The following is a 25,685-nucleotide window of genomic DNA, read 5'->3' on the forward strand; positions in this document are numbered from 1 at the left end:
CCCCGGCCCGTGGCGGTCCCACCCGCCACGGGCCCGCGGCCCCGATCCACCCCCTCGATCCGCATCCGACCCGCGCCCCAGCCGGAAGGCGAGCCCACCCCATGAACACACCCGACACCGGCCCTCCGGCCCCGGTGCTCGCTGCCGTCGGTATCAGCAAGCACTTCCCCGGCGTCCAGGCACTGGAGGATGTCCGGCTCGAACTGCTCCCCGGCGAGGTGCACGCCCTGCTCGGTGAGAACGGCGCCGGCAAGTCGACCCTGGTCCGGATCCTGGCCGGCATCCAGCAGCCGGACGGCGGTGGCATGACCCTCGGCGGCGAGCCCTACCGGCCCGCCGACACGGCCGCCGCGATCCGGGCCGGCGTCCAGGTCGTGCACCAGGAACTCAACCTGCTGCCGAACCTCACCGTCGCCGAGAACCTCTTCCTGCAGAACCTCCCGCGGCGGTTCGGCCTGGTCGACCGTCGCGAGCTGAACCGCCGCGCCGCCCGACTGCTCGACGAGGTCGGCCTGGACGTCAGCCCCCGGACGAAGGTCGAGCGACTCGGCATCGCCCAGATGCAGTTGCTGGAGATCGCCCGGACGCTCTGGCAGGACTGCCGGGTCCTGGTGATGGACGAACCCACCGCGACCCTGACCCCGCGGGAGACCGAGCGGCTGTTCACCCTGCTGCGCCGGATCACCGCGCGCGGCACCGCCGTGCTCTACATCTCGCACCATCTGGAGGAGGTGTTCGAGATAGGCGACCGGATGACGGTCTTCCGCAACGGCCGGTACGTCACCACCCGCGACCTCGCCGACACCGACACCGCCGAGGTGATCCGGCTGATGGTGGGCCGGGACCTCCAGCACGAGTACCCGCCGTACCAGCCCGGCGAACCCGGTCCGGAGCTGCTGCGGGCCGAGGGCCTCCAGCCGAAGGACGGACAGCCCGTCAGCTTCGCGCTCCGGGCCGGCGAGGTGGTCGGGGTGGCCGGGCTGGTCGGCTCCGGCCGGACCGAGACGGTCCGGGCGCTGTTCGGTGCGGACCGGGCCGTCGGCGGAAAGGTCCTGGTCAAGGGCGTACCGGCGCGCCTGCGCACCCCCAGGGACGCGGTGCGGCACGGCATCAGCCTGCTCACCGAAGACCGGAAGAGCCAGGGGCTGGTACTCGACATGCCGCTGGCTGCCAACGTCACCCTGACCGCGACCCACAAGGTCTCCCGGGGCGGCCTGCTCCGGCGGGCGGAGGAGAGCCGGCTGGCCCAGCACGCGGTGGACAGCCTCGCCGTCCGCACCCCCGGCGTCCGGCACCCCGTCCGCACCCTCTCCGGCGGGAACCAGCAGAAGGTCGTGCTCGGCCGCTGGCTGCTCGCCGACACCGACGTCCTGATGGTGGACGAGCCGACCCGGGGCATCGACGTCGGCGCCCGCTACGAGATCCACCAGCAGCTGGTGGATCTGGCCCGGGCCGGAAAGGCCTTGCTGGTCGTCTCCTCCGACCTGCCCGAACTGATGGGCATCTGCGACCGGATCCTGGTCTTCTCCCGTGGCCGGATCGCCGGCGAGGTGCCCCGCGAGGAGTTCGACAGCTCGCACATCCTGACCCTGGCCTACTCCGGCTACGTTTCCGCGCCCGCCTCCGCCCCTGCCCCTGCCCCTGCCGACGCCACTTCAACGAACGGTGACACCCGATGACCACCTCCGCCGCCCTCAGCCGCAAACCCCGCTCCGCGGCTCTGCTCGCCCGCCAGGTCATGGGTGAGGCGGGAATCGGGATCGCCCTGCTCGCCTTGGTGCTCGTCTTCACCGTCGCCGCGCCGAAGTTCGCCACCTCGGACAACCTCACCAACATCGCCACCGAGATCACCCTCAACACCATGCTCGCGGTCGGCATGACCTTCGTCATCCTGGTCGGCGGCATCGACCTGTCGGTCGGCTCGGTGATGGCCCTGTCGGCGGTGGTGGCCGGCCCGCTGCTCACCGCGCACGGTCTCTCCACCCCGGTCGCGATCCTGCTCGCGGTGCTGGTCTCGGCCCTGGTCGGGATGGTCTGCGGGCTGGTCAACGGCCTCGTCTCGGAGCGCTGGCGGGTGCCGTCGTTCATCGTCACGCTGGGCATGCTCAACGTGGCGCGCGGCGCGGCCCTCCAGTACACCAACGCCAAGACCGTGTACGACTTCCCGGTCGGGTTCAGCCTGTTCGGCACCTCCACCGTGCTCGGCATCCCGACCCTGTTCTGGATCGCGCTGGCGATGGTCGCGGTGGGTCACCTGGTGCTGACCCGCACCGTGTTCGGCCGTCTGGTCTTCGCCATCGGCAGCAACGAGGAGGCGGTCCGGCTCTCCGGTCACCGCACCTCGATCGTCAAGGTCGCCGTCTTCGTGATCAGCGGTCTCACCGTCGGCATCGCCGCCGTCACGTACATGGCCCGGCTCAACATCGCCAGCCCGATCCTGGGCAGCGGCTACGAGCTCAGCGCCATCGCGGCGGTGGTGATCGGCGGGGCCTCGCTCTCCGGCGGCAAGGGCTCGATGATCGGCACCCTGCTCGGCGCCTGCCTGCTCGGCGTGCTCACCAACGGCCTGCTGCTGATGGGCGTCTCCGACTTCCAGCGACAGATGATCACCGGACTGGTCATCATGATCGCCGTGGTGGTGGACTACTACCGGGGCCGGCTGGCCGCCCGACTGCCCGTCGAAGCCTGAACCGCGGCCACCGTGTCCGGAAGCCCCCGAAGGCCGCCGCCCCCGCAGCGGGGGCGGCGGCCTTCGGCACCGATGGCATGCGGCAGGACGTCGGTTGAAGCGTTCGACCCGGGACGATCAGTCCGATGATCCGCCGGGACTGGTCGGTCATCCAGTCCGCGCGATGACGACGCAGGCGATCAGCAGCACCGCGAACGACGGTTCGGGCAGCAGCAGGCCGCCGAGCAGAACCGTCGCGCCGGCCCGTGTCGCGGCCCACCGTCCCCATCCCACCCGACGGTCCCCGCCCGGTCACTCCGCCGACCGCCCGGAGCACCCCCGCCGAGCGGGCGGAACACCGTCGACGCCGACGGGCTCCCCCAGCCGACCGGATGACAGCACCCCGCCGGGTGGCCGGACCTTCCTCCGGGCCGGCGTCGGGCCGGCGCCGGGACGCCACCCGGGCGCCCGCCCCCGTCGTGGACGGCGTCCTGGTCGCGGCGGCGGGCGTCGACACCTGGCTGAACCTCACCGAGGACCCGCCCCGCTCGACCTGGCCATCGCCGTGCTCGCCTGTGCCGGGCTGGCACTGCGACGCAGGTTCCCCCTCGTCGTCCTGCTGCTCACCCTGCCGATCGCCTTTCGTGGCCCTCGCCGTCGCCGCCGGGATGGAACGCTCCTGAGGATCTCGTCCGCGGAGGCGCCGACGCCCCCCCACGGGCGCGCGGGTGGGGCGCGTCCGGGAGGGGCGCTCGGCCGGCGCCGTCACACTCCGACGGGCTGCCACTCCTGGTTGGTGCCGCCGGCGGCGGGCCACTGGATGATCTTGGCGCCGTCGTTCGTCGAGCCGCCGCCCACGTCCGCGCACAGGCCGTTCTTGACGTTGATCAGGCGGTAGTAGCCACTGGACGTCGGTACGAGCTTCCACCACTGGTTGACGCCGTTGCTGTCCGACGACTGGTCGAGCGCCGTGCCGTTGGTGGTGGAGCCACCGGGGCTTTCGAGCACCTTGCCGCTGTTGACGTTGGACAGGCGGTACGAGCCGTCGTAGTCGGGGATCAGCTTCCACTTCTGGTCGGCGCCGCCGGACCAGGTGGACTGGACGGCGGCGCCGCCGTTGGCGGTGGAGGCGCCGGAGACGCCGATGACCTTGCCGCTCCTGCGGTTGACCAGCTTGAAGGCTCCGGTGAGCAGGCCGATCGTGATCGTGGTGCTCGTGCCGGCGGTCAGCGACACGGTTCGGGCGTGGTTGCCCAGCGAGGACGTCGTCACCGTGGCGGCGGTGCTGACGGACGTGATGCCCCGTCGGCAGATGAAGGTGATGTCCTGGTCGATGTCCGAGGTGAGCTGGACGGTGGCGGTACGGGCCGCGGTGTCCCAGGTCAGGGACTGGATGCTGACGCGGTTGCGGCCGCGGACGCCCTTGATGGTGCCCTGGGCCAGCTGGTCGGGGAGGGCGGGAAGGATCTCCAGGACGCCGGGGCGGCTGTAGACCAGTGCCTCGGCCAGGACGGCGGGGATGGTGTTGGCCGCGTCGCAGTTGTAGATGTTCAGGTTGGGGTTGTGGGAGGTCATCAGCGACCGCCAGACCATGTTCTTGCCGTAGATCTTCAGCAGGTTGGCGTACACGCCGGCGCCGTCCTTGAGGCGGGCGCGGGACAGTGCGCGGTGCAGGCTGCCGTGGGCCGAGAAGTTCGCGTCGGTGCGCAGGTCCAGGGCCCTGGCCGCGACCTTGACGAGATCCGGCCGCTCCTCGGGGTTGATCTCGTGCAGCGGCCAGGCCCCGTACATGTGCTGCACGTGTCGGTGGTCGTAGCGGTCGGTCAGGCCCGGCCAGGACCATTCGGCCAGCGCCCCGTCGCTGTTGACGGTGTAGTCGGGCAGCTTGGCGAGCAGGGCGGTCCAGCGGGCCACGCCCTGGCCGCTGCCCTGTTCCAGGCCGAGTTGGTTGGCGGCGTCGATGGCGGCCTGCAGGGCGTGCCGGCCGGCCATGATGTCGCCGGTGGCGTTGATGGAGAAGGCCTGGCCCGTGCTGGTCGGGGTGTTCTCCATGGAGAAGGAGGGGACGAAGACGGCCTTGCCGTTGGAGTCGGTGCGGGTGAGGAAGTCCTCGTAGAACAGGGCGAGTTCCATCAGGGCGGGGCCGAGCTTGTCCTTGAAGAAGGCGGCGTCGCCGGTGACCTGGTAGTACTCCAGCAGTGGGTAGAGCATCCAGTCGGCGCCGCCGGTCCAGGCCTCGCCGGGGAAGCTGGCGTTGTTGAAGTGCAGCATGTGCCCGTACTCGCCGTCGGTGCGGGACGGGGCCATGAAGCCGCGAGCGCCGTAGAGCCGGGCGGCGTTGTCGCGCCAGTGCGCCAACTGGCCGAGGACGAGGTCGAAGTACCCCTGCATGGCGTCGCTGAGGTCGAGGATGTTGCCGCCGGAGACCTGGAAGTTGACGTTGGCGTCGGTGGTGAAGTCGTCGGCCCAGGAGCCGGCCCAGGTGCCGGTCCAGATGCCGGTCAGGCGGGGCGGCAGGACGCCGGTCGAGCTGACGAACAGATAGCGGCCGGAGTCGTACATGCGCTCCAGCAGCGCCAGGTCGACCGCGCCGCTGTTGGCGTTCTGGCGGCCGATGAGGTCGCTGGTGGCCAGCTGGCGGTCGGCGGTGGAGACGTTCAGGTCGATGCTGGAACGGTCGTACATCGCCTGGTGCTTGGGAGCGTGTCTGCCCAGCAGGGTGGCGTAGTCGGCGGTCAGCGCGGCCAGCGCGGTCTGCAGCGGCTTCGCGTCCCAGCCGGTGGAGGTCTCGTACCGGCCGAGCTTGGTCAGCAGCAGCACCTTGGTGGCCTTGGCGACCACGAGGGTGCTTCCGCTTGCCGTGACGGAGGCGCCGGATCCGGAGACGACGACCCGGGTGACGCCCTCGTAGCCGAAGGCGCCCTGCCCGGCGGGGTAGGTGCCGCGCAGGTTCAGGTAGCCGTCGCCGCTGGAGACGGTGGCGGTGGTGGCGTAGGAGACAGTGGTCGGCGTGCTCTCCAGCGCGGTGTTGACGCCGAGGGTGGTGTCGACGGTGCGGCCGGTGGCGGGCAGCAGCTCGTGCACGATGACCTGGTCGGCGCGGGAGACGAAGACGTGGCGCTTCCAGGTGCCGAAGGAGTCGGTCCAGGTGTGGGTGACCTCGCCGGTGCGGAAGTCGGTGATCCGGGCGTAGTCGTTGACCGTGGTCATGCCCGGGGTGCTGAGCTGCAGCTCGTAGCCGGGGTGGAAGGTCTGCGTCCACTTCAGCTTCCAGCCGTTGGCGAAGGTCGACGCGGCCCCGGCGTAGTCACCCGCCAGCGCCTTGTTCCGGGCCGGGTCCAGTACGGCGGTCAGGTCCGGGGGCATCGTGGTCCGGGTGCCGTTGGGCAGCACGAACCGGTGGTGGTTGAGGACCATCTTCTCGAGCGTGGGGGCTCCGTAGTACACGGTGCCGTACTCGCCGTTGCCGCTCAGGAAGCCGTCGGTCCAGGCCGAGGCGGTGGCGTTGTCCCACATGCCGCGGTCCGGGAGGGTGACCTGGGGCGGGACGGCCGCGGCGGCCCGCTTGGCGAACACGAGACCGGGCAGGGTCGTGGCGCCGACGGTCAGCGCGGCGGCGGTGAGGAAGTGCCGGCGGTCCAGGGGGCGGTCGGGCAGTTTCACGATGCGACTCCGTTGTCTGATGCCTGACGGTGGGTGGGGGGCGGTGTGGCGTCCGCGGCGGGCTGCGGCGAGCTCCGGCAGCAGAACAGCGCCGGAAGGGGAACGTGGGAATGCTCTGGACCCAACCGGCGCTGTCTGCCGTGATCGTGGTGCGTACTCGGAGCGGTGGTGCCGCGACCTACGGGGTCACGGGGTCACAAGGTCACGGGGTCACGGTCATCGCGGGCACCATGTCGGCGTTCGCGTTGGTGAGCTTCCCGGCGCCGGTGGCGCCTTCGGAGCTGACGAAGCGCAGCTCGTGGTTGGTGCCCGTGTTGCCGACGGCGAGCAGGAGCGTGGACTGCTGGGCCGCGAAGGCGTTCTGGACGAAGGCGGTGATGTCGACGGTGATGTCGCGGCCGTCGACGGCGTTGCCCTGGTGGCTCCCGCCGCCCTCCGGGACGACGGTCGAACCCAGGGTGAAGACGGCCGACCTGGCGACCGAGGAGGTCGTGGCGGTGAAGCTCGGCCGGTTCGGCCAGGTCATCGTGGAGACCGGGCAGGACGTGCCGCCGCCGGTGCAGGTGGTGTCGCTGACGGGCTGCACGAGCAGCTGGTCGGTGTCGGTCGACGGAACCGTGGTGTAGCGGTGGCCGACGTAGGTGAGGTGGAGGGTGGCCTGGCTCGGGGCCTTGGTGAGGCCGCTGAGCGGGAACTGGAGGTAGGTGAGCTTCCCGTCCCCGGAGCCCGTGGTGTACTGCTCGCCCATCAGGCCGCTACCGGTGTTGCGGGTGAGGAGGGTCAGGTCCGAGGAGTTGTTCGTGCCCTGGTCGCCGGACCACGCACCCACCCAGGTGTCACCGCTGGTGACGGCGCCGGGCTTGACGTTCTGGGTCTGGCCGTTCGCGCCCGTGTAGGTGCGGGTCAGGGTGGAGACGCCGCTCGTCGTGAGCGGGAGCTGGCCGGTGTACTCGACGAGCTGGCCCGCGACGCGGAGGTTGTTCAGCGTCGCGTTCGTGACACCGGTGATGGTGCTCGGGGTCTGCTTCGAGAACCACACGTTGTCGAGGTTGACGGTGGGGATGGGGGCCTTGGTGTACGTGTAGGTGGCTCCGGACCCGTTGGGGTTGGGGGCGTACCCGTAGTTGGCCTGCTGGTCGGCGGTGATGGTCTGGGTGCTTCCGTCGCCGCCGCCGATGCCGATCGATCCCGACGAGAGCCGGGACGTGTCGATCGAGCTGTTCTTCACCACGACGCTCTGGATGCGCGGGTACGTGTCGTGGTTGTTCATCACGGTGATGCCGCCGATGGGGGCCGACACCGAGTTGAAGTTGTCGAACGTGTAGTTGGTGAGCTGGTGGCCGAGGGTCTGGTAGCCCAGTCGGATCCCGTTGCCGGCGCCGACGGTCCAGTTCAGGGTGTTGCTGACCGAGATGTTGTTCGAGTCCTCGGTGTCCCACTGGTTGGAGTTGAACCCGAGCTGGTTGGAGACGGCGTCGTAGGCGCCGACCGCGTTGACGTAGCCCTGGACGTTGGCGCTCGGGGTGCCGAGCTGGAAGTTGCTCCAGACGCCGGAGGCGAGCGGGGTGAACCCGTTGCTGGGGTTGTAGTGGCCGGACGCGAACGCGTCGTCGTTGCCGAGGGTGAAGACGCCGTTGGCGGTGATGTCCTGGCCGCTCGCGAAGTCCGTGCCGTCCACCCACGGCTGGCCGTACGGGGTGAGGGCCTTGATGTTGTTGAACGTGACGCGCTTGGCGGTGTGGGTCTCGAAGTTCCACTGCTTCGCGTTGCGCTCGTAGGTGTCGTTGAAGGTGATGTCCGACGAGTGCATGACCATGACGCCGCCCTGGTGCTGGCTGCGGTAGGCGTCGTGCAGGTCACCGCCGGCGGTGGACCTGTAGTTCGCCACGCCGTTGGCGTCGAAGACGCCGCGGCCGTCGATCTCGACGTTGTTCGAGTTGACGATTCCGATCGCCGGCTCGAAGGCCTCCATGTACGCCTGGACCCGGTTGACCAGCAGGGCCCCTTCGTCGGTGTAGACCTTCAGCTTGCCGCCCTTGAGCTTGCTGCCGTCCACACCGTTGACCTGCAGGCCCGACCACAGGTAGGTGCCGTTCGGGAAGTAGAGGGTGTTGAGCTGCGCGGGGTTGGCCTGGATGGCCTGGAGCGCGGCCTGCAGGGCGAACGTCGCGTCGCCGGCGGCCATCACGCGCTGGTTCGGGTAGCGCACGTTGGAGGTGTTCGCGCTCACCAGGCTGCCGGCCGAGGTGGTCTGGCCGGCCGGGATGGCGGTGCCGTTGACGGTGCGTCCCGCCATCGAGCTGGTCGTCGCGGCCGGGGCGGTCTGGGCCGCGCTGTTCGGGTGCGCCGCGAGGTAACTGGCCGCGAACGTCTGGAAGTTGAGGACCCCGGTCTGCGTGTTGACGCCCGAACCGTCCGACGCGGCCGTGGTGTCCGGACGCAGTGACGGGTCCTCGATCGGGTCGTTGACGACCGCCAGGTAGGGCTGGCCGGCGGCGTTGGTCGAGTCGCCGTTGACCATCACGATCGCCTGGTTCAACCCGGCGCTCGCCGACATCTGGAACGTCAGGGTGTGCTTGTCCGCGCTCACCGACACGCTGCCGGCGGGGTAGTAGCGCGCCGGGTAGACGTTCACCGTGTTGATCGTGGTGGTGGGCAGCGTGACCGTGATCGTCGGGGTCCGGGAGTCCGACGCGAACCGCGCGATGTCGAAGTTGTGGCCGTTCTGGGTGTACTGCACGGCCTGGACGGCCGTACCGGCGGCCTGCACCTGGTACTTGGTGGCCGCCAAGTCCGGCGACGTCGTGGTGCCGCCCCCCACGCCCGACGGCGCGTAGGTGTGGATGACAGGGGTGGCGGCGTGTGCGGAGACGGCGCCGGTGAGCATGAGGCTCGCCGCCGCGAGGGCGGCACTGGCGCTGGCCGCGATGACGCGGTTGACGCGCGAGGTGCCCCGCGCCGAAGTGGGGTTCGAGGCGGCTTCGTCGCCGGCCGGTCGGATCATGCTTGTCTCTCCTTGGGACCAGACCGTTCCAGGTCTGTTCGGGCGCTCGCCACCCGCCGGGGACGGCGCGGAGCGTGGGGACACCGCGGCCGAGCTGCTGTGGGGGTTGTCGCTACCGAGAGGGCCACCACGACGCACCCGGTGGGATGGCACGGGGTGACGTCGAGTGTTGGTTGATGCGGTGGACCGTGGATCCATCGCGTTGACCGATCCATGCGACCGGTGTGGCGGGGACGTTAATGGCGCATTTCCTGGAATGTCAACGGCTGCGTGCCCCCAGCGCGTGGGAGCGTGTACGACCTGAGATGTTCCCCACCGTTCACGTAACGGCTGCATCACGGTCTTCCGGTAACGCCTTGCCCCTGTGCGGCCTGCGCTCCTACGCTGACGCCACATCGTGGATCGATCAATGTTCGGGGGCACTCGTGGTGACAATGGCCGAGGTGGCCGCCCGGGCAGGGGTCACCAAGCAGACCGTCTCGAACGTGGTGGCCGGCAAGAAGGTCCGGCCGGAGACCCTGACGAAGGTGAACACGGCGATCGCCGAACTCGGCTACAAGCCGAACCTGGTGGCGCGCTCGCTGCGCACCGGCACCACGTCGACGGTGGGCCTGTTCGTGCCCTCGGTGGCCAATCCGTTCTACTCGGAGGTGGTCGAAGAGGTGGAGAACGTCCTGGTCGGCCACGGGTACAACCTGCTGCTGGCCACGACGCGCGACGATCCCGACTACACCCGGGCCCACCTGGAGAACCTCGCCGCGCGCTCGGTTGACGCCCTGCTGGTCGCCGGGGACAAGGGCGTCGTGCAGCAGGTGCCGATGCTCACCGCGGCCGACTTCCCGGTCGCGCTGTTCGCCTGGGAGGGCGACCCGCCGACCACGCTCCCGGTGGTGTCCATCGACTACGAGCACGCCGGCTTCCTGGCCGGGCGCCACCTGCGCGAGCTCGGCCACCGGAACGTCGCGGTGATCGCCGACCTCCCCTCCCACGCGCCGCGCGTCGGCGGGCTCCGCCGGGCGTTCGCCGCCGACGGGCTGGCCATCGACGACCGCAAGGTGTTCACCCGCACCAGCGACGACGCGGCCGGCGGGTACAACGCGGCCTGCGCGGCACTGGACGCCGACCCGGACCTGACGGCACTCTTCGCCACCCACGACGTCCTGGCCGTCGGCGCCATCGAGGCGGTGCTCCGCTCCGGGCGGCGGGTCCCCGAGGACGTCAGCGTCGTCGGCTTCGACGACATCGCGCAGGTCGGCCGGATCAACCCGGCGCTGACCACGGTCACCTTCCCGAAGCGCGAGATGGCCCAGCAGGCCGTCGAACTCCTGCTGCGCGCCGTCGACTCCGGCCGCCCGCCGACCAACGTCATCTCCCTGCTGCGCCCGACCCTGACGATCCGCGACAGCAGCGCCCCGCCCCGGGCAACCGCCTAGGCCGCCCCGCGGCCCGCCGCCCGCCTAGGCCGCCCGCCGCCCGCCGCCCCCGTCGGCGTGCGGCGTGCGGCGTACGGCGGCGGTCACCGGATCCGCCGGCTACGGGGCGGGGTGCGCTCCGGCCTCCGGCGGCCCGTCGGCGGGGCGTTCGAGCGTCACCTTGGGCAGCCGCCGGGCGAGCGGCGCGGGCAGCCACCAGGCCCACCTGCCGAACAGCTGCATGATCGCCGGGACCATCAGGCAGCGGATGACCACGGCGTCCAGCAGGATCGCCACGGCGAGGCCCAGGCCGAACTCCTGGAGCATCCGGTCGGCGCTGAGCATGAAGGCGCCGAACACCACGATCATGATGGCCCCGGCCGCGGTGATCACCTTGCCGGTGGAGGCCAGCCCCTCCCGCACCGCGAGTGAGTGGTCCTTGGTGCGTTCCCACTCCTCGTGCATACGGGAGACGAGGAACACCTCGTAGTCCATGGAGAGCCCGAACACGATCGCGAAGATCAGCACGGGCAGGAAGGCCTCGATCGGGCCGGGCTGCACCCCGAACAGGCCGTGCTGGAAGACCAGCGTCATCGCGCCGAGTGCGGCGGCGATCGAGACCAGGTTCAGCAGGGCTGCCTTGATCGGGATGAGGATCGACCGGAAGACCAGCATCAGGAGCAGGGACGACAACCCGACGACGACGGCGATGAACAGCGGCATCCGCTTGGAGACGGTCTCCGAGAAGTCCTGGGAGGCCGCCGTGGCGCCACCGACCAGGACCTTGGCGCCGGTGTCGTGGGCGAGTCTCGGCGCCACGTCCTTGCGCAGGTGGTGCACGAGGTCGGCGGTGCCCTGGGACTGCGGCGACGTCGACGGGTAGACGATCACGGTGGACAGGGCGCCGTCCTCGGACGGCATCGCGGGGCTGGCGGCGGCCACGCCCGTCGTCCTGGCCAACTCGGCGGAGACGGCCTGCCCGGCGGCCTCGTCCCCTTGCGCGAGGACCACCAGCGGGCCGTTGAAGCCGGGGCCGAAGCCCTCGGCGAGCAGGTCGTAGGCCTGCCGGGAGGTGGTGCTCTTCGGGTCGTTGCCCGCGTCGGCGAAGCCGAGACGCAGGCCGAGCGCCGGTGCGGACAGCGCCAGCAGCGCGACGGTGGCGGCCAGCAGCGACGGCAGGGGCCGGCGCTGCACCGCCGAGGCCAGGGCGCGCCAGCGGCGGCCCTCGGCCTTCCCCTTGGCCGCGCTCCTCGCGGCGTTCTTGAGCACGTGGCGCCGGATGCGCTCGCCGAAGACCGCCAGGAGCGCGGGCAGCAGGACGAGGGAGGCGGCCATGGTGGTCAGGACGGTCAGCGCCAGCGAGAGGGCCACGCCCTGCAGGGAGCCGAGGCCGAGCGCGACCAGGCCGAGCAGCGCGATGATCACGGTGCACCCGGCGAAGAAGACCGTCCGGCCGGCGGCGTCGAGCGCCTTGCGGCCGGCTTCGGCCGGGTCAGCGCCGTCGGTGAGTGCCTGCCGGTAGCGGTAGAAGATCAGCAGGGCGTAGTCGACGCCGACACCGAGCCCGACGAGCATCGTGATCGGCGGGGTGAAGTCGGCGATGGTGAAGACGTGCGAGGCCATGACGATCAGGCCGAGCGCGCTGCCGACGGCGAAGAGCGCGGTGAGCAGGGGCACGGCGGCGGCCACCAGGGAGCCGAAGAGCAGTCCGAGGATGACCAGCGCGGCCACGATGCCGGCGATCTCCGCGGTCGGGCTGCCCTTCTCCTCGGCGCCCCGCACGGCCTCGCCGCCGACCTCGACCTGGAGGCCGTCCGCCTTCACGCCCTTGGCGGTGTCGATGATCCTGGTGATCCGCTCCTTCGGCATGGCCTCGGCCTTGGCGTCGAGTGTGACGGTGGCGTAGGCGATCGTGCCGTTCGTGGAGATGGCGGAGGCGTCGGTGTACGGGCTGCGCACCTCGGCGACACCGGGCAACTGCCCGACCTCGGCCAGCATCCGCTCCACGGCGGCCCTGGGCCGGTCGATGCCCCGGCTGTCCTTGAGGACGATGTCGACGCTGTCCCCGGCCTGGTCGGAGCCGTGCTCGGTGAACAGATCGGTGGCCGTCTGCGAGTCGGTGCCCGGAAGCGCGAAGTCGTTCCTGTACGCGGAGCCCGCGGCCTGCGAGCCGAGCGTGACGGCGGCCACGACGGCCACCCAGATCAGCAGGGCGACCCAGCGATGCCGCTGGGCCCAGCCGGCCAGGGCGCCGAACCGGCCGACGTGCGGCCTGTCCGGCCTGTCCGGCCTGTCGGGTCGGCCCGGTGGGGCGTGCGGGGCGGCGGGTGCGGGCGCGCCGTGGGTGGGAGCCATGGTGATCACCTCGGAGTCGAGCACGGGTTACCGGAGACGACGAACGCGACCGCCACGGCGCCGCACAGCGTTGGCGCGCCGGTCAGAGCTGCGTTCGTGCACCTGATCGTGCACGCGTCGCGGGGGCGAAATCGTCAGTCACGGGATGACACCCGCGTACCCCAGCGGATGTACGCGACGTGGCACCCGGGGGCCGTACGTCCTCTCGGGCCCGGTGGCGACCATGCGGTCCCCTCGCCGGCCTAGCCCTCCATCCACCCCGGGCTGATCAACCCCGACTCGTACGCCAGCACCACCACCTGGGCCCTGTCCCTCGTCCCGAGCTTCGTCAGGATGCGGCTGACATGGGTCTTCGCCGTCGACGGCGACACCACCAGACGGGCGGCGATCTCGTCGTTCGTCAGCCCGGCGGCCACCAAACGCATCACCTCACGCTCCCGGTCGGTCAGGGCGTCGAGCCGGGGATCGGGCCCCGGCCGCTCGACCCGGCCCGCGAACTCGGCGATCAGCCGCCGGGTGACCGACGGACTGATCAGGGCATCCCCGCGAGCCACGACCCGCACCGCGTGCAGCAGTTCCTCCGGCTCGGTGTCCTTCACGAGGAAACCGCTCGCCCCCGCACGCAGCGCCCCGTACACGTAGTCGTCGAGGTCGAAGGTCGTCAGGATGACCACCTTCACCGCCGACAGCCGCCCGTCCGCGGTGATCGTCCGGGCGGCTTCCAGACCGTCGATCCCCGGCATCCGGATGTCCATCAGCACCACGTCCGGCCTCAGTTCGCGGCAGGCCGCCACCGCTGACTGCCCGTCGGAGGCCTCGCCCACCACCTCGATGTCGTCCTCGTCGTCCAGGATCGACCGGAACCCGGCCCGGACCAGCCAGTGGTCGTCCGCCAACAGGACCCTGATCATCAACCGCTCCACCCCGTCACCCACCTGTGACCCCGTACGGTAGCCGGGCCCGCACCACGAATCCGCCCTCCGGCCGCGGGCCCGCGCTCAGCTCACCGCCCAGCGCCCGCGCCCGCTCCTCCATCCCGGCGACACCGCTCCCGCCCCCCGGCCCGGCCGGGAAGGCCGCCGCACCCCGGCCGTCGTCCTCGACGGCCACCGTCAACTCCCGGTCACCGTAGGCGAGTCGGATCGTGACGTGCCCGGCGCCGCTGTGCCGGACCACATTGGTCAACGACTCCTGCAGCACCCGGTACGCGGCAAGGTCGACCTGGGCGGGCAGCACGCGTTCGGCCCCGGTCCGCTCGATCCGCACCACGATCCCCGCGAGCTTCGCCGAGACGACCAGCTCCTCCGCCCGGGCCAGACCCGGCGCCGGCGCACGGGGCGCGTCCTCATCGACCCGCCGGAGCACGTCCAGAGTGGCCCGCAGCTCCCGCAAGGTCTCCCGACTGCCCGCCTTGATGGCGCTCAACGCCGCCTCCGCCTGCGCGGGATCCTTCTTCCACCGGTGCAGAGCCGCGGACGACTGCACGTTGATCATCGAGATGTTGTGCCCGATCACATCGTGCAACTCCCGGGCGATCCGCAGCCGTTCCTCCGTCGCCCGCAACCGCGCCTGCTCCTCCGCGTACGCCACCCGCCCATGCCGCGCACTGCCGAGGGCCACCACCGCGACCAGCCAACCGACCAGCATGAACACCGCCGTGCCCGTAACGTCGTTACGAGGCAGAACCGTGTCCACACCGACGCCGATCACCATGGCCACCGCGATGGCGACGGCCGCCCGCAGCCGCCCCTGAGCCGCGATGCCGTACAGCACCATGATCGGCACCAGAACCAACGGCCCGTCCACCGTGCTCAACAGGTAGTAGACGCCGGTGGCCAACGCCGTGAACCACCCCACCACCACCGGATACCGCCGCCGCAGAAACAGCCCCCCGCACACTGCGACAACGACCGCCCAGGACGCAACCACCCCGGCCACCGATCCACCACCACCCCGCAGCCGCTGCCCTTCCGCGACCACCACCAGCACGAACGTCCCCACAGCAAGCACGGCATCGGCCCGAACGCCACGAGGGATCCCCAAACGGGCCTGAGCGAGAGACAGCACGCCCTCATTCTGCCCACGACCCCGACCACAAACGGACCCGGCCCGGTCCGCGCCGTCCCACCTCCGACCTGCGTTTCCGCAGGTCGGAGGTGTCTCTACAGGTCCTAGTACAGCTAGAGCACGCCTCTGACCTGCAGAGATGACCGTCTCGCGGAAGATCGTTTCACAACCAGTGCACTCGGCGGTCTTGAGGGCCGACTGCAGGCGGCCGGGGTGCCGTCCCCCGCTCGCCTCAGCCCCCATGCCGTTGTCCCACCGTTGTGCTCTCCGCTCCCCCTTCCTCCGCGGGCTCCTCCGGGCCTGGCAAGTCGGCAGTCGAACGGTCATGGTCGCCGCGACGCAGCTCGTTCCGGACCCGCCGCCAAGCACGGATGATCGGAGGCACTTTCGACAGCACCTCACTGATCTGCGCCAGCAGCAAGGTGAGGCAGCCGAACGATGCGAGCACGAACAGAGTCACACGATCCCAGCTCACCGCGCGACCCCCGCTCCCGGGGTACCCGACTCACCTCGGCGTGACGTGATCAGGACTGCGGCCGCCTCTCCACCGGGTCGCGGCCTGCCGCTAACCGAGGACGACATGACGGACGAGCCACCCGAGGGCGTTCACTCCCAACCGATCCGGCTCCTGGAGCAGCGCGGCCTCCACAGCACCGAGATCGGCGAGCTCCGGGGGTGCGGACAGTCGGTCCAGCGAGGCAAGACGCTTCATCGCGGCGTCGACAATGGCGGGCCAGCCGGGCATGCCGAAGTGGTGCGTGGCCTTGAAGGCAGCTGTGAACGCCCGGTACAGAAGGGCGTCGCGCCAGCCCTGTCGACGCATCAACTCCTCGGTGATCCAGACCTGTTCCTCTATGTTGCGGACGAAGTCGGCGACTGGCCCGGACGCGGCGCGCAGCGTGAAACGGGAGCCGCCTGCCCACGGGAGGTCCAGGTCCGAGGCGACGGCCGTGAACGCACCCAGTCGTTCAGGTCCGCCGTCACGGGCGGCGATTAGCGCCTTGCGGGCCCGACGGTACAAGTCGACGCCCTGGGCGAAGACCTCGCCGGCATCCGGCCCACTGGGTGCTGCGCGGATCGCGTCGAGCGGTTCGTTCAGCAGGGCTTCGGCGGCCAGCCCGGCAGCCGCCGCGCTCAGCAGGACCTCCGGGTCGTCGGGATCGATCCCGAGACGAGGGAACGTGGCCGAGGCCTGCTCCTCCAACAGCGGGAACAACGGGGGCGGCTCCTCCGGCTTTGGCGCGAAGAGTGCGGCGAGCCGCGGGGACAGGGGAGCCGGGCCGGGCTCCTCGATGGAGACGTCGTGCTCCAGGAGGTCCTCGAAAATGGCGTCCGGTCCGCAGTCGATGTGCGACGTGTCATGCCGCCCAGAGCAGTCCTCAGGGCACTCCAACTCCTGGCACATCTCCGGTTCCTCGGGCTGCGACTCATTGACCAGGTGGTAGACGAGCCTGTCGGCCACGGCCCCGCGGGCCGTGATCATGGCGCCGCCCATCAGCATCTCCGCGTTCGTCAGCAGGTGGTCCTCCCGGTCGGCTGTGGCCGGAGGCTCCGGGGTGTCGGGGATCCAGGCGTGGGCCGACTCCAGCGATATCGACAGCCAGGCGATCCGCAACGGCGGGACCTCTCCGTTCCCGGCCAACTCGGCGACTGCCTCCGCGGCCTGCCGGACCGCGTCGAGCCGGGCCAAGTAGTGATCGCGAACCGATTCCCAGGCCTCGGAATCCTTGCGGGCCTGCTCGGCGTTCTGTGTCAGGCCGGCGTCCCGGGTCTCCCGTGACCGGGTGACCAGTCGGCTCAGACACGGGCGGCACCCGGACAGACTGGCCTCCGGAGCGGGGCCGAGCGGCACCGCCCCGAGATCCCGGCCGAACGGGGCGCCGCACACGCAGCAGTCCAGGCCCGCCATCTGCCGGCCCGTTGGTACGGCGGGTAGGGCGGCACGGATCGTGCCGTGTGCGTAGGCAGGTATGTGCACGGGGCGAACTCCTCGGGTGTCGTGCTCCGCTGGTGTCCTCACCATGCTCACCTGGGCGTTTAGCCGTTAGTCACCAAGTGGAAGATTGGGCGTCGAACTTGACGGAAGCTGACTGCGACGCAGGCCGCGGCAGCGAAACTTGACACCCCCGGCCGGAGCCCGTTCACCGGCCCCGAACCAGGAGGATCCAAGTGGTAGACGCCCTGGACGAGTCCCGGCCAGAAAGCTGGCACCAGGAACTGGTCGACGCGTTGCAGGAACTGCACCGGGCGGCAGGTCAGCTGAGTTTCCGAAAGGTGAGCACGCTGATCCGCGAGCGGGAGGACCAGCTGTCCGGACCCAGCCACGAGACCGTGCGGTCCGCGATCAACGGAAAGCAGATTCCGCGCTGGGAGACGGTGCACGACATCGTCATGGTCCTTGCGGGCCTGTGCAGCCCCGCTCGGGATGAGGAAGCCGAGGTCGGGAGATTCCTGCTGCTGTGGCGGGGAGCCCGCGAAGGAGAGAAGGGAGCTCGGAAGTCGTTCCAGGAATTGGCCAACAGCGGCTGGGGCGGCGAGGACGGCAAGTGGACACCCGAGATGGTCATGGGCATCTTGGTCAACCCGTTCAGTGCCATCCAGATTGCCCCCGGGCTCGCCGCCCCGCACGAACCGATCATCTCCGAGGACGTGTGGATCCGGGCGATGGAGAAGTTCATCGAGGAGGACGGGGCCGAGCACGCACTGAGGGTCCTGCTGCACACGCTGAAGGGCGACTACATCGGAGCCACCGAAGGCACACCGTTCGGCTACCAGGATATGGACCGGGAGGCGATGGACGCATACGCGGCCTTCCAGTACGGCTGCCGGGAAGTGCGCCGCCGCTTGCGGGCGGAGCCCAATCTCCTCGCAGAGTCGATTCGCGCGATGCGGGCCGATGAAACGATGGACCGGGACGACCGGGCGGAGATGCTCGAGAACGAGTCGGACCTGAGCCTGATGAGAGAGGTCATGATCGTGACCCCGGACACCTGGGACGACGTGTCCGAGGAGGCCCACCACATGGTCTTCGGCTACCTGATCAAGCAGATAGGCCCACTCGGCCCACTCAGCCTGCCGGACGCGGACCGTTTCCCCATCCTCTGGCGCATTCCCGAACCGTCTGCGGAGTAATCCCGACCCGTACCCGCCCGGGCCGCCGCCTGGCAGCACAGTCCCGGGCGGGGTGGACAGGCAGAGCCCAGCGGTGAGGAAGACGCCGCGGCTTTGTGTCGTTGGTCTTGGCGGCGGCTCTGGTCGCCTCTATCGCTCTGTGTATGCGCGGCACCCGGGCGGCGGAGCACCCGGCGATGCCTCGAATCGGCCGACCCTGCTGGCGCCTGACGAGGTGAAGCTATGCGATCAGAGCAACTGGCGAGATCGGACTCATTTCACTCCCATTTCACACCGCGAGCCCGACAGGGCTCGGTACTTGCCCCCGCATAGACGTTTCCGCAGGTCAGCGAGGTGCTGACCTGCGGAAACGATGAGAGATCGAACTGCGTTTCCGCAGCTCGGAGGCGCTCCTACAGGTCGTAGTTCTGATCGAACATGCCTCTGACCTGCGAAAATGACACCCTCAAGGAAGATCATTTCACAACCAGTGCACACGCGGCGGTGATGACGATGAGAGGCGGCAAGAAGCGCTGAGCGGAGACCACGACGTCGAGCCGGCTCCTCGCCGTGTGGCGCGGTGCGGGACTACTGATCGTGGCGATGAGGCATCGCTCCACTCAGCGGCCTTGTGGCTCGACCATGGCGGCGAAGAAGTCTCGAAGCATGGTTGGAGCTGTCGCCTGTCCGAGTTCGTGGCCGCCGAATCGGTACACCTGGTATCCCTTGAGCCGTAGGGCCCGGTCCTCGGCGACCATCTTCGAGTACAGGCGCGGAGAGGCAACGTTGCCCTCGGCATAGTGCTGCTTGCCGTCGACCTCCAGGACGATTCTCTCGGCTCCTGGGAGCAGGAGCAGGAAGTCCATGCGCTCACGGCCCAGGACACTGTCCTTGCCACCGCGCTCTGAGCGGGTCCTAGGGTCGAGGTGCAAGTAGACCTGGGGGAGCAGAGCGGGGTAGGCGGCTCCTGTCTCGTTGATCGGATAGTGCCGGCAGTAGGTCCGAAAGAGGAGCCTTTCGGGGGTGATCGCTTCAGGTTGCTTCGGGTCGTGGTGCAGCGAAGCCCAGAGCCGCCTGTATAGGGATTTGCCGACGGTCTCGTCTGCTGTGTCCTCAGGGAAGGACACCTGTGTTCGCCACCAGTCGATCAGGCCACCCCAGGTGAGGCCGGAAGTCGGCAGGGGGCGGTCGTATTGGAGGCAGAACTCGCCATTTTTCACGACCAGGACATCGTTGTTGATGGCGTCGCCCAGCACGAAATCCGGCTTGGGCCCGTTGGAGGCGAAGAACAAGTTCTTCATGGTGCCGGGAACTCCGGCGCCGATGGGACGGGGCATGAAGACGGGTGCACCGCTGATGCTGTCGGTCTCGGCGAGTTCGTATCCGTCGTGCATCAGTATTGCGTTGATGAGTGCCTGGAGTTGCTCGACCTCTTTGGCGTCGGTGCGGACTTCGGGGTGCAGCATCTCGGCGAGGAACCGCAGCAGGTACTCGTCGCCGTCCGCGAGGGCGAACCTTGGGTCGGTCCAGAACCAGTCCGCGTCCCAGTCGTACGGATCGGCGATGCAGTGGTGGCCGATGTCCTGGGTGGCGGAGGCGTGCTTGGGATCGCTGCTCGGCAGGTTGTCGAGGTCGTAAAGGCGGTTCAGGAACTGCACCTCGTCGAGGGTGCCCCACCAGTTGGTCGGCAGGTGCTCGCGCAATCGTCGGCGTGTGACATCGGTGATGCGTTGGGACTTTGGGCGGTCGTGCACCAGGTGCGGATGGTGGGTGTCGAGCTGAGCCAGAACCGGGTCGACGAGGCTTGCGACGTATCTGCGCCGTGCCTCGTGGCTTCCGGTCATTCCCTGTTGCTTCCAGTAGCTTCTGAAGCTCTTGAAGTCATGGAAAGGCGAGTTGAAGCTCACGTTGAGCCGGCGGAGGACTACGGAAAGGGTTCCGAGAAGTAGAGCGATCTCATCGTCATCGAGGAGTTCTCCGCCGGATGTGCCGAGCGCCTCCAGGTCGGCCCTGGCGATTCGAACGAGCTCGTAGGCGGCGTCCAGATCGGTCACGTCATACAGGGAAGCGGCACGCAACTGCTCCACTCGTCCGGAGTCGAGACCGGGCCTGGCGAAACCGAACTCGCCGTAAGGGGTGGGCTGGTGTACGAGGAACTGGCGGTTCACAGCACCGTTCATTGGCGGTCCTAGAAGTCGACGCCGAGGAGCGTGTGGGGGCGCCGGTCGAGTTTCGCGTTGCGGGTCTTCTGGCGCAGCCAGTCGGCAAGGCTCTCCTCGCGCTCCAGGAGCAGCACCAGCTCACGCAACTCGCCGAGCACCATGACCTTGAGCGCGAGGAATCGCTCGCACTCCGCGACCGCCGGGGAGTGCCGTCTCTTCATGGCCGCAACCACCAGGTCCGAGCTGATCAGCCTCGCCGCCCCGGGTCGCCTTCCGGTCGCACTGCACCGGCATCAACCTCCGAGACATCGCAGTGGCTTGGGAAGGTCAGGGCTTCACCTCCGTCGCCCCGGAGGAGCTGAGCTACCAGGACACGGGTGCTGCCCGGGGCCCAGCGGCAGGCGACGCCGCCCGGCGGCGGTGACGCCTCGCGTGGCTCGGGTGACCACCGACGCACGGCGCATCCGATGGCCCGCCGAGGAAGAGTGCCCGTGTGGCGGTAGGGGTGGATGTCCGGATGCCCGGCCGGCGTGAGCGGGGTGGGGTGGGGGTAGGCGCGGTGTACCGGCGCGGTGCCATCCGGGCGTTCGCCGGGTGCCCGTCGGCTGTCGCCGCACTGCCTTCCCGAATCCCGCGCGGATGCGACGCCCCGGCCCGTATGACTACCGTGGACGTTGGTGGGCCCGGAAGGGCGGTGCGCCGTGACCTCCCGTGATCGACATCCGCGAAGCAACAGCGCGCCCGACCGGATCCCCGACGCCGCGGTCACTGCGACGGTTCGGGACGGCGTTGTGGTGTGCGCGCTCGCCGGCGCCGGGCCCCGGCCCGTTCCCACACGGCTACCAGGGCACTTCGCCGTTCTCGTCCTGGAATGTTCCTGTCGGGCCGTCAGCATCGAGGGTGGCCAGGCGCACGACGACCCTGGCACTCTCCTCCGGGGACCTCCCGACTCCGAATGCCGCGGTCATGTCGGTCGCGGTGGTGCCGGGCTCGACTGCATTGAACTTGATGCCCGGCTGGGCTTTGGCGTACTGGACTGTGAGCATGGTGGCTGCGGACTTGGACGCAGAGTAGAGCGCCAACGGCAAGTTGAACTCAGGTCGCTCCGGATTGGTCACTGCCCAGAAGGATCCGGCGCTGCTGGAAACGGTGACCACAGTGGGGTTCGAGGACTTGCGCAGCAGAGGAAGCGCCGCCTCGGTGACGCGCACGATTCCCACCGCGTTGGTGTCGAAGGCCCGGAGTGCCGCGGGACCGTCGGTGACTCCGTTCCCCAGGACGCCCGCGTTGTTCACCAGGACGTCGAGCCGGCCCTCGGCCGAGTCGATAGTCGCCAGCGCGCTGCTCACCGATGCGTCGTCGGTCACGTCGAGCTGCACGAATCGTGCGCCCAGCGCCGCCGCGGCCTTCTCGCCGCGCTCGACGTCACGAGCGCCGATGTAGACGACGTGGCCCAATGCAAGAAGCTGTTTGGCTGTCTCGAACCCGATGCCCTTGTTGGCCCCGGTGATCAGAGTGATGGTCATGCGTATCCCTACGAGCTTTGTGGCCCGGCTGGGGCCGTTGGCGATGTTGGGCATGCTCTGCGAGTTGCTGACGCTGATCCGGATCTCAGCCGGTCAGTTGCCGGCGAAGTTCGCCGGCGTCGTGCAGGGCGGTCATGTGCACGAACCGTCCGTTGCGGACCTGGTAGATGGCGTACTCGACGATCTCGAACGAGGCGCCGGTAGGAGCCACACCGAGCCATTCCTTCACCGGGGTGCCCGTGTTGACGAGTCGCGCGGCCAGGCGGTCACCGTCGAAGAGCAGCTCCTTGAGCTCCCAGTGGAGGTCCGGAACCGCGTCCACGTCATGCTTTTGAACCGCGAGGAGGTCGTCCCTAGTAGCGGGCTCACCGTTCAGGGTGGTCCGGTCGTTGATGAACTCGTCCATGCCGTCGAACTTGTGGGCGTTGAGCGCCTCGATGTAGCGCAGGTAGAAAGCGCGCAGATCTCTGTCGGACACAAGGTGACCCTTCTGTGGTGCGGCTCCGGATGGGAACTGCGACGGGATGCTGATGGCGACATGCGACGCCCTCTACGGCCTGGTGTGCGCCCTGGGCCGCCGGCCGGACGGCACTTGCCAGGCCGATCCCGGTGCTGCCCCCGGTGGCGAGAGCGGTCTTCCCCCAGGCAGTCTCACGTGGTCACCCCCTCCGACTTCCGCAGCGATCGCTGCAGAAGTCGAACGTTAGCACTTCCGCAGCGATCGCTGCGGAAAAGGTAGGCTGTGGGGGTGGAGAAGCAACAGAGCAGCCTCATCGGCCGGCCCCGCGGATTCGACGCCGATCAAGCCCTGGAGCGAGCCATGCTGGTCTTCTGGGAGCATGGCTACGAGGGAGCCAGTACGGCGGTACTGACGAATGCGATGGGCGTCTCCACCACCAGCATGTACGCAGCCTTCGGCAACAAGGAGAAGCTGTTCCGCAGGGTTCTGGAGCGCTACACCGAGGGCCCGAGCGCATACTTCGCCCAGGCCCTCGAGGAGCCGACCGCCCTGAATGTCGCCACCGCAGTCCTGGCCGGCACCGTTCGAACCACCAGCGGCCCGGCCCATCCACACGGCTGTCTGGGCGTCCAGGGTGCCCTGACCACCAGTGGCTCCGGACAGGAGGTCCGCGACCTCCTCGTCGCCTGGCGCAACGACGGCTACTGCCGGCTCCGGGAGCGGTTCCAGCGCGCCGTCGACGATGGCGACCTGCCTCCGCAGACCGATCCGGGGCTCCTGGCCCGCTACCTCACCACCTTCGCCTACGGCATCGCCGTACAAGCCGCGAGCGGTGTCGACCGCGACGAACTCCGGGAGATGGCCGACGCGGCGCTACGAAACTGGCCACCCGTCTGAGGCGCGCCCGGAGTCTTGTGCTTTTCGACCACCAGGGAAGGGGCTTGACGCCTTCTGGGTGCCAGCCTGTCCGCGCGAGGTCCAACGCACACGGAGGTGACGGCTTCACACAGCCGCGACCTCCGGCGGTCGGCTCGGTACGGGCCGTAGGCAGGTCGGCCGCTCAGACCGAGCCGGCGGATCCGGTGCCTGTCAGCCTCGACCCGCGATCCGCACGCCCCCTCGGGCATCGACTGTCAGATGGGTGGCCAGTTCCGTAGCTCCGGCGCGGCCGCCTGTTGGAGCTCGGAGCGGTCCGGCAATCGTGGTGGGTCGTCCGTGCTTCTCACTGAGGCTCGGCGTGGGGCTGTGCGGTGATCCGGCGATGAACGTCCTCGACCAGGTCCCGCATCGCCATGCGGAAGATCTCGGCCTGGTGTTCGCCGATGAAGGTGGTGTGTCCGAAGACTTCGAGGACGACCATGCCGTGCATGTGCCCCCATGCGCTGACGAGGAGAGCGGCCGCAGGAGGCGGCAGGGTGTCCGGGCCGTGCGGAATCAAGCGTTCCAAGTCCGCCCGGAGGGCTGACGAGAGGACCCGGGTGTCGGCCGCGGCCAGTTGTGACGTGGTGAACCCGCCGAACAACTCGCGCTGGAAGACCTCGCCCACCCGGCGCATCGCCAGAACGGTCGGACCCTCGGCCGGTGCTTCGTAGTGCCGCAACGGCGCCCCGTACAGCAGCTGGAACAGCTCGGGATGGGTAACGGCCCATCGGCGGTAACCCTCGGCGGCGGCCAGGAACCGCAGAGCGGCGGGTTCGTCCGTCATCGTGTCGACAGCCGCTGTCACGGCGTCAGCCAGGTCCTCGTACGCCTTGGCGACGAGAACCGTGACGAGGGCGTCCCGATTCGGAAAATAGTGGTAGAGCCCCTGCACGGTCATACCGAGGCCACGGGCGACCGCTCTCAGGGACAGGGCGTGCAACCCGTGCTCGGCGAGGTGGCTCTCGGCGGCGGCCACGATCTCCTGGGTGGCGACGGCCCGGCGTCGCTGGCGCAGGGATGGCAGGACCGTCGCGGACGCGTCTGCGGACATGCGGCGATCCTAGGGTGCCGACCCGACGGGGATCGAAGCGGCTTACGACGATCTGAATACCTGACAGTGTCAGGTAAATCTCCTCCTGCTTAAAGACCGATCGCCTGACTAGCGTCGTGTCCTGGCGATGAAGAGCCAGCAAGCGCCGCCCGGCGCGAATCCGGTTTCCGGCAGTCCGTGCGCCACCGCGAGGCGGCGCACGGCGGCGAGCTGCCTGCCCGGATGGCCTGATCATGCAGGTCACACGGGGGCACGCTCCGACACCGCCGGGGCCCGGTACGGGCCCCGGGGCTCAGCAATCCAAAGACAAGACGATGCCTTACCCAGTTTTTGAGGAGAAGACCATGATCTTCCACATCAACCGCTTGACACCCAAGCCCGACCTGAGCGAGGAGCAGCTCAAGGCCTGCCTCGACCTGCTGCGCCAGGTCGGCGAGACCTGTCCCGCCGTGAAGTCGTACGTGGTCGGCCCGCACCCCACCGGGGGCTTCGACTACGGAGCCGTGTTCGTGATCGAAGACCTCGACGGCTACCACCAGTACCTGAACCACCCCGCGCACGTCCGCCTCGAACTGGAAGGCATCGGCTACCTCGCGCGGTTCGAGGCCTTCGACATCACCGACTCCGCCGACCCCGAGATCAAAGCAAAGATCGAGCAGGTACAGGCTCGCCACTTCGCCGAGCACCCCGAGATCGCCGCACTCGTGGCCCAGGCCGCCTCTTTCACCAGGCCCGGTGGCGAAGACGCAACGATCCCGTCCTCCTGAGCGGCGAGATCCTGCCGGGCGCCACGCCACAGACCTGGTGAGGCGCCCGGCGTAGAGCGCACATTCAGACCGCGCCCAGCGCGCGGCAATCCATGGAACCAGGAGGGCGCAGTGACCACGAACGACCCGATCGACCGGCTCAAGGACGCGATCAACTCGCACGACCCGCACCGGGTCGCCGACTGCTTCACCACTGCCTATCGGTCCGAGACCCCGCATCGGCCGCAGGACGGCTTCACCGGGAATGACCGGGTGCTCATGAACTGGACCGCCATCTTCGGTCAGCTGCCCGACATCCGGGCCGAGGTCCTGCGCCGCGCCACGGCCGATGCCGAGCTGTGGTCGGAATGGGAGATGGTCGGCACAGCGCCGGACGGCACCCGGGCGGTCATGCGTGGACCAGTCATCATGACGACCCGCGACGGACGCATCGACTGGACACGTTTCTATCTCAGCCCTGTCGCGATCAACGGCAACGGATGAGCTGACTGAGCTTGTCGTTTCACCTCCGGTGATTA

The 25,685-nt window shown here is 69.3% G+C and carries 19 protein-coding genes and 1 pseudogene; 7 read left to right on the plus strand and 13 right to left on the minus strand.

Going from position 1 to position 25,685, the window contains the following annotated elements:
* The first annotated feature begins 101 nt into the window (after positions 1-101).
* Entirely contained in the window at positions 102-1,679 is a 1,578-nt protein-coding gene (locus ACFP3U_RS15685; RefSeq protein ID WP_380226120.1) for a sugar ABC transporter ATP-binding protein, read from the plus strand.
* Positions 1,676-2,689: an ABC transporter permease gene (locus ACFP3U_RS15690; RefSeq protein WP_380226121.1), complete on the plus strand. Its 1,014-nt coding sequence runs from the start codon at positions 1,676-1,678 to the stop codon at positions 2,687-2,689. Before ACFP3U_RS15685 ends, ACFP3U_RS15690 begins: the two co-directional genes overlap by 4 nt.
* A 147-nt stretch (positions 2,690-2,836) precedes the next feature.
* Here the strand turns inward: ACFP3U_RS15690 and ACFP3U_RS15695 are convergent, their stop codons facing one another.
* The 3 genes from ACFP3U_RS15695 to ACFP3U_RS15705 all read right to left on the minus strand — a co-directional run bounded on the left by ACFP3U_RS15695 (position 2,837) and on the right by ACFP3U_RS15705 (position 9,335).
* A complete protein-coding gene (locus ACFP3U_RS15695) occupies positions 2,837-2,962 on the minus strand; it encodes a hypothetical protein (RefSeq protein WP_380226122.1) in 126 nt (41 codons plus the stop codon).
* 471 nt (positions 2,963-3,433) lie between these two features.
* Positions 3,434-6,331 carry a glycosyl hydrolase family 95 catalytic domain-containing protein gene (locus ACFP3U_RS15700; RefSeq protein WP_380226123.1) on the minus strand — a complete coding sequence of 966 codons (2,898 nt, stop codon included), beginning with the start codon at positions 6,329-6,331 and terminating at the stop codon, positions 3,434-3,436.
* Between the two features lie 202 nt (positions 6,332-6,533).
* Positions 6,534-9,335, minus strand: coding sequence for a glycosyl hydrolase family 28 protein (locus tag ACFP3U_RS15705; RefSeq protein ID WP_380226124.1), 2,802 nt, complete (start codon positions 9,333-9,335; stop codon positions 6,534-6,536).
* Between the two features lie 434 nt (positions 9,336-9,769).
* On the opposite strand from ACFP3U_RS15705, the gene ACFP3U_RS15710 reads away from it, so the two are divergent.
* Positions 9,770-10,768 carry a LacI family DNA-binding transcriptional regulator gene (locus tag ACFP3U_RS15710; RefSeq protein ID WP_380226159.1) on the plus strand — a complete coding sequence of 333 codons (999 nt, stop codon included), beginning with the start codon at positions 9,770-9,772 and terminating at the stop codon, positions 10,766-10,768.
* A gap of 99 nt (positions 10,769-10,867) precedes the next feature.
* On the opposite strand, the gene ACFP3U_RS15715 is transcribed toward ACFP3U_RS15710, so the two are convergent.
* The 4 genes from ACFP3U_RS15715 to ACFP3U_RS15730 all read right to left on the minus strand — a co-directional run bounded on the left by ACFP3U_RS15715 (position 10,868) and on the right by ACFP3U_RS15730 (position 17,147).
* Positions 10,868-13,102: an MMPL family transporter gene (locus ACFP3U_RS15715; RefSeq protein ID WP_380226125.1), complete on the minus strand. Its 2,235-nt coding sequence runs from the start codon at positions 13,100-13,102 to the stop codon at positions 10,868-10,870.
* 242 nt (positions 13,103-13,344) lie between these two features.
* A complete protein-coding gene (locus tag ACFP3U_RS15720; RefSeq protein WP_380226126.1) occupies positions 13,345-14,013 on the minus strand; it encodes a response regulator in 669 nt (222 codons plus the stop codon).
* Between the two features lie 16 nt (positions 14,014-14,029).
* Positions 14,030-15,166, minus strand: coding sequence for a sensor histidine kinase (locus ACFP3U_RS15725; protein WP_417466415.1), 1,137 nt, complete (start codon positions 15,164-15,166; stop codon positions 14,030-14,032).
* Positions 15,167-15,734: 568 nt separating this feature from the next.
* Positions 15,735-17,147, minus strand: coding sequence for a hypothetical protein (locus ACFP3U_RS15730; RefSeq protein WP_380226128.1), 1,413 nt, complete (start codon positions 17,145-17,147; stop codon positions 15,735-15,737).
* Positions 17,148-17,338: 191 nt separating this feature from the next.
* Between ACFP3U_RS15730 and ACFP3U_RS15735 the strand changes: the two genes are divergently transcribed.
* Positions 17,339-18,301 carry a hypothetical protein gene (locus tag ACFP3U_RS15735; protein ID WP_380226129.1) on the plus strand — a complete coding sequence of 321 codons (963 nt, stop codon included), beginning with the start codon at positions 17,339-17,341 and terminating at the stop codon, positions 18,299-18,301.
* A gap of 599 nt (positions 18,302-18,900) precedes the next feature.
* Here ACFP3U_RS15735 and ACFP3U_RS15740 read toward each other — a convergent pair.
* The 5 genes and pseudogenes from ACFP3U_RS15740 to ACFP3U_RS15760 form a co-directional block, all read right to left on the minus strand.
* Positions 18,901-20,448 (minus strand): AbiJ-related protein, encoded by a 1,548-nt coding sequence (locus tag ACFP3U_RS15740; protein ID WP_380226130.1) that lies wholly within the window; start codon positions 20,446-20,448, stop codon positions 18,901-18,903.
* 20 nt (positions 20,449-20,468) lie between these two features.
* Positions 20,469-20,663: a hypothetical protein gene (locus ACFP3U_RS15745; protein ID WP_380226131.1), complete on the minus strand. Its 195-nt coding sequence runs from the start codon at positions 20,661-20,663 to the stop codon at positions 20,469-20,471.
* Positions 20,664-21,281: 618 nt separating this feature from the next.
* Positions 21,282-21,968, minus strand: a complete 687-nt coding sequence (locus ACFP3U_RS15750; RefSeq protein ID WP_380226132.1) for an SDR family NAD(P)-dependent oxidoreductase — start codon at positions 21,966-21,968, stop codon at positions 21,282-21,284.
* Between the two features lie 85 nt (positions 21,969-22,053).
* The gene (locus ACFP3U_RS15755; protein WP_380226133.1) at positions 22,054-22,446 is read right to left on the minus strand and encodes an ester cyclase; all 393 of its coding nucleotides are present in this window, start codon (positions 22,444-22,446) and stop codon (positions 22,054-22,056) included.
* Positions 22,447-22,513: 67 nt separating this feature from the next.
* Positions 22,514-22,609: pseudogene (locus ACFP3U_RS15760) on the minus strand (short-chain dehydrogenase); the annotation flags it as partial.
* A gap of 107 nt (positions 22,610-22,716) precedes the next feature.
* On the opposite strand from ACFP3U_RS15760, the gene ACFP3U_RS15765 reads away from it, so the two are divergent.
* Positions 22,717-23,325 (plus strand): TetR/AcrR family transcriptional regulator, encoded by a 609-nt coding sequence (locus tag ACFP3U_RS15765; RefSeq protein WP_380226134.1) that lies wholly within the window; start codon positions 22,717-22,719, stop codon positions 23,323-23,325.
* Positions 23,326-23,650: 325 nt separating this feature from the next.
* Here the strand turns inward: ACFP3U_RS15765 and ACFP3U_RS15770 are convergent, their stop codons facing one another.
* Positions 23,651-24,400, minus strand: a complete 750-nt coding sequence (locus ACFP3U_RS15770; protein ID WP_380226135.1) for a TetR/AcrR family transcriptional regulator — start codon at positions 24,398-24,400, stop codon at positions 23,651-23,653.
* Positions 24,401-24,744: 344 nt separating this feature from the next.
* On the opposite strand from ACFP3U_RS15770, the gene ACFP3U_RS15775 reads away from it, so the two are divergent.
* Both ACFP3U_RS15775 and ACFP3U_RS15780 read left to right on the plus strand, forming a co-directional pair.
* Complete coding sequence (locus ACFP3U_RS15775; RefSeq protein WP_380226136.1) at positions 24,745-25,167, plus strand: Dabb family protein; 423 nt, start codon at positions 24,745-24,747, stop codon at positions 25,165-25,167.
* A gap of 111 nt (positions 25,168-25,278) precedes the next feature.
* The gene (locus ACFP3U_RS15780; RefSeq protein ID WP_380226137.1) at positions 25,279-25,650 is read left to right on the plus strand and encodes a nuclear transport factor 2 family protein; all 372 of its coding nucleotides are present in this window, start codon (positions 25,279-25,281) and stop codon (positions 25,648-25,650) included.
* Positions 25,651-25,685 lie beyond the last annotated feature (35 nt).

The sequence above is a fragment of the Kitasatospora misakiensis genome (genome assembly GCF_042656005.1).
Lineage (GTDB): Bacteria > Actinomycetota > Actinomycetes > Streptomycetales > Streptomycetaceae > Kitasatospora > Kitasatospora misakiensis.

Excerpts from the sequence above, each read along its gene's own strand:
- ACFP3U_RS15685 (WP_380226120.1), top strand. The coding sequence starts at position 102 with ATGAACACACCCGACACCGGCCCTCCGGCCCCGGTGCTCGCTGCCGTC.
- ACFP3U_RS15690 (WP_380226121.1), top strand. The coding sequence starts at position 1,676 with ATGACCACCTCCGCCGCCCTCAGCCGCAAACCCCGCTCCGCGGCTCTG.
- ACFP3U_RS15705 (WP_380226124.1), bottom strand. The coding sequence starts at position 9,335 with ATGATCCGACCGGCCGGCGACGAAGCCGCCTCGAACCCCACTTCGGCG.
- ACFP3U_RS15710 (WP_380226159.1), top strand. The coding sequence starts at position 9,770 with ATGGCCGAGGTGGCCGCCCGGGCAGGGGTCACCAAGCAGACCGTCTCG.
- ACFP3U_RS15715 (WP_380226125.1), bottom strand. The coding sequence starts at position 13,102 with ATGGCTCCCACCCACGGCGCGCCCGCACCCGCCGCCCCGCACGCCCCA.
- ACFP3U_RS15720 (WP_380226126.1), bottom strand. The coding sequence starts at position 14,013 with ATGATCAGGGTCCTGTTGGCGGACGACCACTGGCTGGTCCGGGCCGGG.
- ACFP3U_RS15745 (WP_380226131.1), bottom strand. The coding sequence starts at position 20,663 with ATGAAGAGACGGCACTCCCCGGCGGTCGCGGAGTGCGAGCGATTCCTC.
- ACFP3U_RS15750 (WP_380226132.1), bottom strand. The coding sequence starts at position 21,968 with ATGACCATCACTCTGATCACCGGGGCCAACAAGGGCATCGGGTTCGAG.
- ACFP3U_RS15770 (WP_380226135.1), bottom strand. The coding sequence starts at position 24,400 with ATGTCCGCAGACGCGTCCGCGACGGTCCTGCCATCCCTGCGCCAGCGA.
- ACFP3U_RS15775 (WP_380226136.1), top strand. The coding sequence starts at position 24,745 with ATGATCTTCCACATCAACCGCTTGACACCCAAGCCCGACCTGAGCGAG.